Consider the following 12070-nt stretch of genomic DNA (forward strand, 5'->3'; position numbering starts at 1 on the left):
GGTTAAAAATGTCTGCCGGCAGGCTAACGACATTGGCCCCTGGGAATAAGCAACGACACGGCAAAATACATTTGACCTGATCGCACGAATACCCAGCCCATTGTTAACCGCCGATCAGCAGATGAGCGCCCAACAACCCCATGCCGATGAAAAATACGCGCTTGAACAACAGCGCGCTGACGCGCCTGCGCACCACCTGCCCCAACCACATGCCCAACAGTGCCGGTACCAGCGCCAGCAGCGACGCGTTGATTTCCCCGCCCCCAAGCGTACCGCGCCAGGCCAGCCCGGCAGCCAATGCCAGCGTCGAAACGCTGAATGAGAGTCCTAGCGCCTGCACCAGTTGGTCGCGATTCAAGCCCAGGGCTTGCAGATAGGGCACGGCTGGAATCACGAACACACCGGTTGCCGAGGTGATGACGCCGGTCATCACGCCGCATAGAGGACCCAACCAGCGTTCGGTTTCAGGCTTTACCCTGAACGAGGGCAGGAACAATCCGCTCAGTGCGTACACCAGCAATGCCCCGCCCAATGCATGGATCACCCAACCACCGCCGTCCATGCCCAGCCACAAGGTGCCAAGCCCGGTGCCGAGGAAGATCAGCAACAGCATCGGCCAAAGTCGCTTGGTCAGGGCGCCCAGGTGACCGCCGAATGCCAACTGCCACAGGTTGGTGACCGTCGAGGGGACGATCAACAATGCAGCTGCCTGCGCCGGCAGCATAGCCAGGCCAAGCATGCCCATGGCGACGGTGGGCAAGCCGAGGCCGATCACCCCCTTGACGGTGCCAGCCAGCAGGAAGGTGCCGATCACCAGCAGGGTCAAGGCTGGTCCTAGGTTTTGGTAGAACGCGAGGAAGGTATTCATTGGGGCAGTGTGAGGGTTTTCGCTGGCGCGGGAAATTCGCCATATACTGAGGCAGCCTCTTGTTTTGTGTGAGGCTGAGGGCCTTTTCGCGAGCAAGCCCGCTTCACACTTGAAGGTGCTCGCCCATCCACATGTGGGAGCGGGCTGGCTCGCGAAGACGCCAGTCCAGTCACAGGAACCCCGCAACCATGCATTTTGACCTGATTGATCTGCGCCTTTTCCTGCACGTCCTCGACACCGGCAACATCACCGCCGGCGCGGCCCGCAGCCATCTATCCCTGGCTGCGGCCAGCGCCCGCATCCGGGCGATGGAGGCCTCCATGGGTATCGCGTTTCTTGAGCGCGGCCGTCGAGGCGTCACGCCAACGCCCGCCGGCAAAGCCCTCGCCCGTCATGCACGCCTGCTGCTGCAACAGGCCGAGCACCTGCAACAGGACCTGGCGGAATACGCCAAAGGTGTCAAAGGCCAGGTGCGCCTGCTGTGCAACACCACCGCCCTCAGCGAATACCTGCCGGAATTGCTGGCGGACTTTTTGCGCGAGCACCCCAACCTCGATATCGACCTGCAGGAGCTGCCGAGCCTGCGCATCACCCAGGCCTTGCGCCAGGGCACGGCCGACCTCGGGATCATTTCCGACGCCGTCGACACCCACGGTTTGCAGACCCTGCCCTTTCGCGATGACCCGCTGGTGCTGATCATGCCGTTGGACCATCCGCTCACCCCGCAAAACGTGAGTTTCATCGACAGCCTGCAACACGACTACGTCGGCTTGGCGGCCGACAGTGCGCTGGCGGTGTACCTGGAAGAACAGGCGCTGCACGAAGGCTTTCGCTTGCAGACACGCATCCGTGCCGAGGGGTTTGACGGGGTGATTCGCATGGTCGCCCGTGGCGCTGGCCTGGGTATCGTGCCCCAGGCCGCGCTGCAGCGTTCGCCCTCGGAAAGTCGCGTCAAGGCCCAGCCGCTCACGGAGGACTGGGCTTGTCGCCGGTTACTGCTCTGCGCACGCTCGTTCGAACATCTGCCCGGCTACGCCAAGGCCTTGTTCGACGCCTTGGCCCTGCCCTTGCGGAAAAACCCGTAGTACACCGCCGACAGCATCAGCAGGAACGGCACGCCAAATACCAGCGTCATCTTGAACGCCTCGGTGAAGTAAGTGGTGATCATCACCGCGCCCATCAGCACCAGGCCCAGCAGGGTGCTATAGGGAAACAGCCGCAGCTGGAACGACAGCTTCGCGCCGCCGTGGCGCTTGCGGTAGCGACGGAAGAAGAAGTGCGTGAGGAAGATCATGAACCAGGTAAAGATCGCGCCAAACATCGAGATGGCCATCATCAGGGTGAATGAGCTTTCCGGGTATACCACATTCAGCAACGTTGCCAGGGCAATGCCCGAGCTGGACAGCAGCAACGCGTTCAGCGGAATGCCGCTCTTGCTCAAGGCGCCCATGGACGTGGGCGCAAAGCCGGCGCGGGACAGGCTGAACATCATGCGAGTGGTGATGTAAAGCTGGCTGTTCATCGCCGACAGCGCCGCGATCAGGATCACGAAGTTCATCACCCCGGTGGCGCCGGGAATGCCGATGGTCTGCATCACCGTCACGAACGGGCTCTGGGTTTGCCCGGCCTGGTTCCACGGCACGATGGCCAGCATCAGCGCCAGGGTCAGCAGGTAAAACACCACCAGGCGCACGATGGTGGCGCGGAAGGCCTTCTTCACGGCCTGTTCCGGGTCCGCCGCTTCACCGGCGGCCACGGCGATCATCTCCACACTCAGGTAGCTGAAGATCGACACGATCACCGCGATCCACATGCCGTTCAGGCCATGGGGGAAAAAGCCGTCGTGAGCGGTGTAGTTCTGCACCCCGTACTCTGGGTTCCCGGAGCCGAACACCACGTAAACGGCGAGGAGGATGAAGCCAACGATGGCGCTGATCTTGATCGTCGAGAACCAATATTCGAAGTTGCCAAAGGTCTTCACGCTGATGGCGTTGAGCAAGATCAGCACGCTGGAAAACGACACGATCCACACCCATTCCGGCACAGCGGCGAACCAGTACTTCATGTACATCGCCACCGCCGTGACCTCGGCGCCTACCGCCAGCACAATCGCCGCCCAGTAGGCGTACCGCACCAGGAAGCCGGCCAGGGGGCTGATGTAGAACTCGGCGTAGGCGCCGAAGGATCCGGACGTGGAATGGGCGACCGTCATCTCCGCCAGGCAGCCCATCAACAGCAACGTGATCAACGCGCCGATGGCGTAGCTCACCAGCACACTGGGGCCGGCATAACCGATGGCGTAGGCGCTGCCCATGAACAGCCCGGTGCCAATGGCGCCGCCAATGGCGATCATGCTCATCTGGCCGGAAGTGAGCTGGCGCCGCAGGCCCAGCTCGCGGTGGGTGATCTCGGCAAAGCCGTTGTCTGGCGTGGTCACGTGGTGTGCCCCTTTATTATTGTGATGGTTGTTGCTGACGCTGAACCCTGTGGGAGCTGGCTTGCCTGCGATAGCGCCGGTGCATTCACCACCGTCATCGCAGGCAAGCCAGCTCCCACATTTTGATCGGCGGTGTGTCAGGTGACGCTGTTGCGAACTTTGAACTGCGGCTGGTCCCAGGTGCGGTTGTCGAGGATGTCACCCAGGATTTCCACGGCATCCCATACCTCGGTAAAGCGGGTGTACAGCGGGGTAAAGCCGAAGCGCATGATGCGTGGCTCGCGGTAGTCACCGATCACGCCACGGGCGATCAAGGCCTGGATCACGGCGTAGCCTTCAGGGTGCTCGAAGCTCACATGACTGCCGCGCCGGGCGTGCTCACGCGGGGTGATCAATACCAGCTCATGGGCGGCGCAACGGGTTTGCACCAACGCGATGAACAGGTCGGTCAGCGCCAGGGATTTGCTGCGCAGGCTGGCCATGTCGGTCTGGGCAAAAATCTCCAGGCCGCATTCAACCATCGCCAGCGAAGTGATCGGCTGCGTGCCGCACAGGTAGCGGGCGATGCCGGCGCTCGGTGCGTAGTTCGATTCCATGGCGAACTGCCGGGTGTGCCCGAACCAGCCCGACAGCGGCTGGCGCACCACGTCCACCAGCGCCGGGTTGACCCACACAAACGCCTGGGAGCCCGGGCCGCCGTTGAGGTATTTGTAGGTGCAGCCAATCGCGTAATCGGCACCGGCCTGATGCAGGTCGATGGGCACCGCGCCCGCCGAGTGCGCCAGGTCCCAGATACTCAGCGCGCCACACTCGTGGCTCAGGGCTGTAAGCGCCTGCATGTCGTACATGAAGCCGGTCTTGTAGTTGACGTGGGTAAGCATCACCACTGCCACGTCCTGGTCGATGGCCTGGGGCAATTCGTCCGGGCTGTTCACCAGGCGCAGCGAATAGCCTTGCTGCAGCAACTCGGCCAGGCCCTCGGCGATGTACAGGTCGGTGGGAAAGTTACTCGCCTCGCTGACGATCACTTTGCGCCCAGGCTGACGCTGGCGCTGTACGGTCAACGCGGCGCTGAGCACCTTGAACAGGTTGATGGAGGTGGTATCGGTGATCACCACTTCGCCGTCGCGGGCACCAATCAGCGGTGCCAGGCGGTCGCCCAGGCGTTGGGACAAATGCGCCCAACCGGCGCTGTTCCAACTGCGAATCAAACCATTGCCCCACTCTTCGGCGATCACTGCCTGTGCCCGGGCCAGCGCCGCCACCGGGCGTGCGCCAAGGGAGTTGCCGTCGAGGTAGATCACGCCCTCCGGCAGGGCGAACTGGCGGCGTAATGGCGCCAGCGGGTCCTGGGCGTCGAGGGCTTGGCAATCGCTTCGAGTGGTCATGGGCTGTCCTGATTCTTATAAGTCGGAATGGACAAAATAATGAACGAAGTTTTAGAGAATTTTCGTGCAAAGTGCTGGGTAACAGGCTAATTAAGCTGTAGGAAATTCGAATTTAACCCCCAAATACGCGGATTTATTCTAACCATGATTCTCGACGCCACCGACCTGCGCCTTCTGCATTTCCTGCAACAGGATGGCCGTATCAGCAACCAGGAATTGGCAGAAAAAGTCGCGCTGTCGCCGTCCGCGTGCCTGCGCCGCCTGCGTCTGTTGGAGAGCGAGGGCATCATCAGCGGCTACCGTGCAGTGCTGAATGCCGAGCAGCTGGGGATTGAGCTGGAGGCCATCGTCCACCTGTCCTTGCGCCAGGATGTGGAGGATTGGCATGAGACATTTATCAAGAAGGTGCAGGGCTGGCCGGAGGTGGCCAGCGCCTATGTGATCACCGGCGCCAGCAACTATGTGCTGCGGGTGCAGGCGCGCAACCTCAAGCACTTTTCGGACTTTATCGTGAACCACCTGAACCGCACGGCGGGGGTGATGGATATCCGCTCGGAGATTGTGTTGCAGAAGATCAAGGATCGCGATGAAGTGTTGGACCTGGTCATCCGCAAATGACCGCAACAGCCTAAAACCCGTGGGAGCGGGCTTGCTCGCGAATACGGTGCGCCAGTCAATACACCGGCTGGCTGATCCCACGCATTCGCGAGCAACCCCGCTCCCACTTGTTTAACCGCATTTAATCTTCCAACGCGCGGACTCGTTGCATGCGCTTTTGTTCTACCGGCGCTTCGGCAGTCTGCAATTCAAAGTCAAAATCAATCTGCGCAAACCGCCCTTCCACGCCAAACTCGCGCGCCAGTTGCGGGTCGTCACTGAAGCGAATCTCGGCGATCAACTCATCCCGCGTCGCATAGGCAAAGTCGTCATGCAGGTACGGGTCGTCCGACAGGTTGATCTGCGTGGTCAGGTGCCGATGCCCCGGCGCCGAAATGAAGAAGTGAATATGCGCCGGCCGCTGGCCGTGGCGCCCCAGTTGGTCGAGCAGTTGCTGGGTGGGCCCGGTCGGCGGGCAGCCATAGCCGGACGGCACGATACTGCGGAATCGGTAGTTGCCCTGGGCATCGGTCTCGATGCGCCGGCGCAGGTTGAATTCGGATTGCGTGGGGTCAAACCACGAATACGTACCGCCGGTATTGGCCTGCCACACATCCACAATCGCCCCGGCCAACGGCTTGCCATGGGTGTCGCGCACTTGCCCGCGCATGAACAGCGGCACCGCGTCGTCCGTGCCATCGTCCAGCCGCGCCTCGTACTTGCTCAACGGCGCCCCGGCCACATACAACGGGCCTTCGATGGTACGTGGTGTGCCACCGGACTTGCCGGCTTCCTCGTCCGCGGCGTCCATCAACAAGTCCAGGTAATGCTCCAGGCCCAGCCCGGCGGCGAGCAGGCCGGCTTCCTGGTTCTTGCCCAGCTCATTGAGGTAATTGACCGCCTTCCAGAACTCTTCCGGGGTCACTTCCAGGTCTTCGATGATGTTCACGGTGTCGCGCAGAATCCGGTAGATCAACGCCTTGGTGCGCGGGTTGCCAGCGTCGTTGAGGTTGCCGCTGGCTTCTTCGAGAAACTGTTGGGCTGGGGCAGTCTGGGACAATCGGATGGACATGGTGCATTCCTCATCTTGTAATTATTGGGGGACATGACGGGCTTAACGGTCGTCTTCACGGATCGACGAAGGGTGCCGGCACAGGGCGTTCACTTCGATGGCCATGTAGGGATAAAGCGGCAGCTGCATCAGCAGGTCGTGCAGTTCTTGAACGCTGTCGACATCGAACACGCTGTAGTTGGCGTAGTGCCCGGCGATGCGCCACAGGTGGCGCCATTTGCCTTCGTGCTGCAAGCGCTGTGCGAGGGCTTTTTCATCAGCCTTCAAGCTGGCTGCGCGCTCGGGGTTCATGTCGACGGGCAGGTTCACGGTCATTTTTACGTGGAACAACATGGTGGGTGCCTCTTAGTGTTTGTCACGACGGAAGAACGCCAGGCGCTCTTCATCGACGGCCAGGCCCAGGCCCGGCGCGGTGGAGACATGCAGCTGGAAATCCCGGTACACCGGCGGCTCGGTGAGAATGTCTTCGGTGAGCAGCAACGGGCCGAACAGTTCGGTGTCCCACGCCAGCTTGTTCAGCGTGAGGAAGGCATGCGCCGACGCCAGCGTGCCGATGCCACCTTCGAGCATGGTGCCGCCGTACAGGCCGATCCCGGCCGCCTCGGCAATCGCCGCTGTGCGCAGTACCGCGCGGGGGCCGCCGTTCTTGGCGATCTTGAGGGCGAACACCGACGCCGCGCCTTCGCGGGCCAGGTTGAAGGCGTCCTCGACACACTCGATGGATTCATCCGCCATGATCGGCGCCGGGCTCGACAGGTTGAGCCGCGCCATGCCGCCACGGTTGTTGCGTGAGATGGGCTGTTCGATCAGGTCGATGCCGTTGTCGCCGAGCACCTTGCACGCGCGCAACGCAACCGCTTCGTCCCAGGCCTGGTTGACATCGACGCGCACACTGGCGCGGTCGCCCAGGGCCTTTTTGATCGCAATCACATGGGCCAGGTCGTGGCTGACGTCACCCGCACCGATCTTCAATTTGAAGATGCGGTGGCGGCGCAGGTCGAGCATCTTTTCGGCCTCGGCAATGTCCTTTTCGGTGTTGCCGCTGGCCAGGGTCCAGGCCACCGGCAAGGCATCGCGCACGCGGCCACCCAGCAGCTCGCTGACCGGCAGGTTCAGGCGTTTGCCAAGGGCGTCGAGCAAGGCACTTTCGATGCCGGACTTGGCAAAGGTGTTGCCACGGATGCTGCGTTCCAGGCGCAACATGGCGGCGTTGATGTTGCTGGCGTCCTGGCCGATCAGCAACGGCGCGAAGTGGCGGTCGATGTTGACCTTGATGCTGTCGGGGCTTTCATTGCCGTAGCTCAGGCCGCCAATGGTGGTGGCTTCGCCGATGCCCTCGATGCCGTCGGCGCAGCGCAGGCGGATGATCACCAGGGTCTGGTTTTGCATCGTGTGCATCGCCAGCTTGTGCGGGCGGATGGTGGGAAGGTCGACGATGATCGTCTCGATCGACTCGATGGCGCAAATCGGCATGGCAATACCCGTTGGGTTCTTTTTAGATTCAAGCCGATTCTGTCCCGCATCTTTCTCGGCTTCCAATATAGAATTGGTCTCAAGCAATACCCTCAAGGTATGAAAGGAGCCGTTATGGAACTGCGTCACCTGCGCTATTTCCAGGTGCTGGGGGAAACCCTGAATTTCACCCGCGCCGCCGAACGCCTGCACATCGCCCAGCCGCCATTGAGCCGGCAGATCCAGCAACTGGAGGACGAATTGGGCGTGGTGCTGCTTGAGCGTGGTCGACCGTTGCGGCTGACCGAGGCCGGGCGCTTTTTCTATGAGCACGCCAATGTGCTGCTGGAACAACTGAACAAGGTCTGCGACAACACGCGACGCATCGGCCAGGGTGAGAAGACCTGGCTGGGTATCGGCTTCGCGCCGTCGACCCTGTACGGCGTGTTGCCGGAGCTGATTCGGCGGCTGCGCACCCATGAGGCGCTGGAGTTGGAGTTGGGGCTGTCGGAGATGACGACCCTGCAGCAGGTCGAAGCGCTCAAGGCCGGGCGGATCGACGTAGGGTTCGGGCGCATTCGCATCGACGACCCGGCCATTGTCCAGCGCGTGCTGGTGGAGGATCGGCTGGTGGCGGTACTGCCCACCGGCCACCCGTTGCTGGCCGCCCCCGCGACCCTCGCGCAACTTGCCGCCGAACCCTTCGTGCTCTACCCCGGCAACCCACGCCCCAGCTATGCCGACCACGTGATCGCGCTGTTCGACGCCCATGGCCTGAGCCTCAAGGTAGCGCAGTGGACCAATGAACTGCAGACCGCCATCGGCCTGGTCGGCGCCGGCATGGGTGTGACACTGGTGCCGGCCTCGGTGCAGGTGCTGCACCGTGCCGACATCGGCTACACGCCGATTGTGGAAGCCACCGCGACGTCGCCGATCATTCTCAGCCGGCGGGTGAATGATCAGTCGCCGGGGCTGAGTCATTGCCTGCACCTGGTGGAAGAATTGATCTGAGCCCCAAAGCCAGCTCCCACTTTTTGATCTTCATTGCTTTCAAACGCTGCGCATACGCTTGCGCTGCAACGTCTGGCTCGGCGACTCATCGAACAGCTTGCGGTACTCCGCCGAGAACCGTCCCAAGTGAGTAAAGCCCCACCCCAGGGCGATCTCGGAAATGGTACGGGTGGCGCCGTGTTCGAGGATTTCCTGGCGCACGGCAGAAAGTCGGTACTTCTTCAAATAGGCCATGGGCGACAGCGCGAAGTATTTGCGAAACGCATCGAACAGCTTGAACCGCGACACACCGGCGGCGGCTTCCAGGTCTTCCAGGTGCACGGCTTCGCGCGCGTTGTCGTGGATGCACTGGCGGGCACGGATCAGGTAATGCGGCAGTTTCACCCCCAAGACATCGCGCAGTTCTTCGGAGTAATTGTTCGGCTGGGCCAGGATCAGGCCCTTGATCAGCGAGCTTTCCAGGTCGCGGGTAAAGGCGGCCTGCTCATACAACTCGCTGCCATGTTCCAACTCCGCAATAAAGTAACGCGCCATGCGCCACCACGACGCTGAAGCACCGTCCACCGCGTCCATCACCGACTCAAAGCGCAACGGCGCCTCGATCGGCCGTTGCAGCAAACCTTCCAGCGACTCACTCATCGCCGCGCGCGTGATCACCACCTGCAACTTGCGGCAGTCGCCGGAGATCGCCAGCACCTGATGCTCGTTGGGCGAGATAATCACACCCTGGTCGCGGTTGGAACTCAGGCGCTCACCGTTCTTGCTCAACTCCTGCTCGCCCACCAGGGGCAGGCTCAGGCTGTAGCTGCTGAAGTGCTCGGCGTCTTCGATGTCGATGGTCACGTCAGTGCCGTATTCGATCACACCCAGGGTAGTGGCGCGGGACTTGAATACGTTGGCGCTGTGGTGAAAGCGCAGGCGTTCGGGCGTGGCGGTGGCCAGGCGATGGGGCCCGCAGATACCGGACATCCAGCTGCGGGCGCCCTCCAGGTCGAAGCGTTGAATCGTTTGGCTGCTCATCAGGGTGCACCCACGGCGGTTAGGCTGTTGCGCGCTCTGGCGGCGCGTCGTTAGTGTTCCATAGCAAGTAATGCGCCACGCCAGCGCAATAGCCACTGGGTGGATAGCAATCGTCGACTAGGCGGATAAGCCGCCGGTTTTTTCGCCTCATGCCCCGCCAGACAGTAGCGCATCCCGTCACGACTATGCACCGGGTTGGGTATTTGCTGCCCAATTTTCCGGCCCAGGTTCCCCCACTAAGCGGATAGCCCGCACCCTGCCCCGCTGCCTCTAATAAACCACCGATTAGCCCCTACCCAAAAAGGTGCCTCCCATGAGTGGTGCAAGAAGCGTCGAGCAGTGGAAAACGTTTATCGAAAGCTGCCTGGACTTTCGTCCGGCAGACGACGTGTTCCGTATTGCCCGCGATATGTTCACCGAGCCGGAACTGTTCGATCTGGAGATGGAACTGATCTTCGAAAAGAACTGGATCTACGCCTGCCACGAAAGCGAACTGGCCAATCACCACGACTTCGTGACGATGCGCGCCGGGCGCCAGCCGATGATCATCACCCGCGATGGCGAAGGTCGGCTCAATGCGTTGATCAACGCCTGCCAGCACCGCGGCACCACCCTGACGCGGGTCGGCAAGGGCAACCAATCCACCTTCACCTGCCCGTTCCATGCCTGGTGCTACAAGAGCGACGGCCGACTGGTGAAGGTCAAGGCACCGGGGGAATACCCGGAGGGTTTCGACAAAGCCACACGCGGCCTGAAAAAGGCACGCATCGAGAGCTACAAGGGCTTTGTATTCATCAGCCTGGACGTGAATGGCACCGACAGCCTGGAAGACTTCCTCGGCGACGCCAAAGTGTTCTTCGACATGATGGTTGCCCAATCCGCTACCGGTGAGCTGGAAGTGCTGCCGGGCAAATCCGCCTACACCTACGACGGCAACTGGAAGCTGCAGAACGAAAACGGCCTGGACGGTTATCACGTCAGCACCGTGCACTACAACTACGTGGCCACGGTGCAGCATCGCCAACAGGTAAACACCGAAAACGGCACAGGCGCAGGCAGCACCCTGGACTACAGCAAGCTCGGCGCCGGCGACGCCAACACCGATGACGGCTGGTTCGCGTTCAATAACGGCCACAGCCTGTTGTTCAGCGACATGCCCAACCCCAGCGTGCGCTCCGGCTACGCCACCATCATGCCGCGCCTGGTGGAAGAACACGGCCAGCAAAAGGCCGAGTGGATGATGCACCGCCTGCGCAACCTGAATATCTACCCGAGCCTGTTCTTCCTCGACCAGATCAGCTCGCAGCTGCGCATCATCCGCCCGGTGGCGTGGAACAAGACCGAGATCATCAGCCAGTGCCTGGGGGTGAAGAACGAGTCCGATGCCGACCGGGAAAACCGGATCCGCCAGTTCGAGGATTTCTTCAACGTGTCCGGCATGGGCACACCGGATGACCTGGTGGAGTTTCGCGAAGCCCAGCGCGGTTTCCAGGGCCGGCTTGAACGCTGGAGCGATATCTCACGCGGCAGCCACCGCTGGGAAACCGGCCCAACGCCCAACAGCGAAGCCATCGGCATACAACCGGCGATGACCGGCACCGAGTTCACCCACGAAGGCCTCTACGTCAACCAGCACCGCAACTGGCAGCAGTTCCTGCTCAACGGCCTCGATAGGCAAGCGCTGACACTGCGGGAGGTGAAGTGATGAATGCCCAGTTGCAGTACCAGATCGAGCAGTTCTTCTACCGCAAGTCCGCGCTGTGCGACGCCCAGGACTGGGATGCCTATGTGCAGTTGTTCGACCCGCAGAGCGAGTTCCACCTGCCGCAGTGGGACTCGGAGCACGTCTACACCCGCGACCCCAAGCGCGAGATGTCGTTGATCTATTACGCCAACCGCTCGGGCCTGGAAGACCGCGTGTTCCGCCTGCGCACCGGCAAGGCCGCGTCGGCCACGCCGATGCCACGCACCTTGCACCTGATCAACAACGTGCGCATTGCCGAGCAGGCGGATGGCACGCTGGAGGTGCGACTGAACTGGCACACCCTGTTCTATCGCCTGGCCACCTCAGAGCAATTTTATGGCCACGCCACCTATCACCTGAAACCCGATGGCGACAGCTGGTTGATCACCCGCAAGCACGCGCTGCTGCTCAACGACACGATTAATTCGGTGCTCGATTTCTATCACTTGTAGCAGAGAGCCTTGTGGCGAGCGCACGTCAG

Annotated in this window: 12 protein-coding genes; 5 read left to right on the plus strand and 7 right to left on the minus strand. The window is 61.7% G+C overall.

What is annotated here, in order from left to right:
* Positions 1 to 103 precede the first annotated feature (103 nt).
* Entirely contained in the window at positions 104 to 868 is a 765-nt protein-coding gene (locus ATH90_RS24075; protein WP_034109336.1) for a sulfite exporter TauE/SafE family protein, read from the minus strand.
* A gap of 188 nt (positions 869 to 1056) precedes the next feature.
* On the opposite strand from ATH90_RS24075, the gene ATH90_RS24080 reads away from it, so the two are divergent.
* On the plus strand, positions 1057 to 1953 hold the full coding sequence (locus tag ATH90_RS24080) for a LysR substrate-binding domain-containing protein (RefSeq protein ID WP_069078163.1): 897 nt from the start codon (positions 1057 to 1059) through the stop codon (positions 1951 to 1953).
* On the opposite strand, the gene ATH90_RS24085 is transcribed toward ATH90_RS24080, so the two are convergent.
* The gene (locus tag ATH90_RS24085; protein WP_034109338.1) at positions 1899 to 3305 is read right to left on the minus strand and encodes an amino acid permease; all 1407 of its coding nucleotides are present in this window, start codon (positions 3303 to 3305) and stop codon (positions 1899 to 1901) included. The genes ATH90_RS24080 and ATH90_RS24085 overlap by 55 nt on opposite strands.
* A 137-nt stretch (positions 3306 to 3442) precedes the next feature.
* Positions 3443 to 4693 (minus strand): kynureninase, encoded by a 1251-nt coding sequence (gene kynU, locus ATH90_RS24090; RefSeq protein WP_098467366.1) that lies wholly within the window; start codon positions 4691 to 4693, stop codon positions 3443 to 3445.
* A 144-nt stretch (positions 4694 to 4837) separates the two neighbouring features.
* Between kynU and ATH90_RS24095 the strand changes: the two genes are divergently transcribed.
* Complete coding sequence (locus ATH90_RS24095) at positions 4838 to 5311, plus strand: Lrp/AsnC family transcriptional regulator (RefSeq protein WP_016974903.1); 474 nt, start codon at positions 4838 to 4840, stop codon at positions 5309 to 5311.
* A gap of 121 nt (positions 5312 to 5432) precedes the next feature.
* Here ATH90_RS24095 and catA read toward each other — a convergent pair whose 3' ends face one another.
* Genes catA through ATH90_RS24110 form a run of 3 tightly spaced genes read right to left on the minus strand, consistent with a single transcriptional unit; the run spans position 5433 to position 7835 of the window.
* Positions 5433 to 6362, minus strand: coding sequence for a catechol 1,2-dioxygenase (gene catA, locus ATH90_RS24100; protein WP_034109340.1), 930 nt, complete (start codon positions 6360 to 6362; stop codon positions 5433 to 5435).
* A 42-nt stretch (positions 6363 to 6404) separates the two neighbouring features.
* Positions 6405 to 6695, minus strand: a complete 291-nt coding sequence (gene catC / locus ATH90_RS24105; protein ID WP_034109341.1) for a muconolactone Delta-isomerase — start codon at positions 6693 to 6695, stop codon at positions 6405 to 6407.
* A gap of 12 nt (positions 6696 to 6707) precedes the next feature.
* The gene (locus ATH90_RS24110) at positions 6708 to 7835 is read right to left on the minus strand and encodes a muconate cycloisomerase family protein (RefSeq protein ID WP_034109342.1); all 1128 of its coding nucleotides are present in this window, start codon (positions 7833 to 7835) and stop codon (positions 6708 to 6710) included.
* A gap of 114 nt (positions 7836 to 7949) precedes the next feature.
* Here ATH90_RS24110 and ATH90_RS24115 point away from each other — a divergent pair, with 114 nt between their 5' ends.
* Entirely contained in the window at positions 7950 to 8825 is an 876-nt protein-coding gene (locus ATH90_RS24115) for a LysR family transcriptional regulator (RefSeq protein WP_034109343.1), read from the plus strand.
* Positions 8826 to 8864: 39 nt separating this feature from the next.
* On the opposite strand, the gene ATH90_RS24120 is transcribed toward ATH90_RS24115, so the two are convergent.
* Positions 8865 to 9845: an AraC family transcriptional regulator gene (locus ATH90_RS24120; protein ID WP_069078160.1), complete on the minus strand. Its 981-nt coding sequence runs from the start codon at positions 9843 to 9845 to the stop codon at positions 8865 to 8867.
* A gap of 313 nt (positions 9846 to 10158) precedes the next feature.
* On the opposite strand from ATH90_RS24120, the gene antA reads away from it, so the two are divergent.
* Entirely contained in the window at positions 10159 to 11550 is a 1392-nt protein-coding gene (gene antA, locus ATH90_RS24125; protein ID WP_069078159.1) for an anthranilate 1,2-dioxygenase large subunit, read from the plus strand.
* Positions 11550 to 12041 carry an anthranilate 1,2-dioxygenase small subunit gene (gene antB / locus ATH90_RS24130; RefSeq protein WP_069078158.1) on the plus strand — a complete coding sequence of 164 codons (492 nt, stop codon included), beginning with the start codon at positions 11550 to 11552 and terminating at the stop codon, positions 12039 to 12041. The genes antA and antB overlap by 1 nt, the downstream gene beginning before the upstream one ends.
* Positions 12042 to 12070: the final 29 nt, after the last annotated feature.

Source organism: Pseudomonas lurida (genome assembly GCF_002563895.1).
Lineage (GTDB): Bacteria > Pseudomonadota > Gammaproteobacteria > Pseudomonadales > Pseudomonadaceae > Aquipseudomonas > Aquipseudomonas lurida.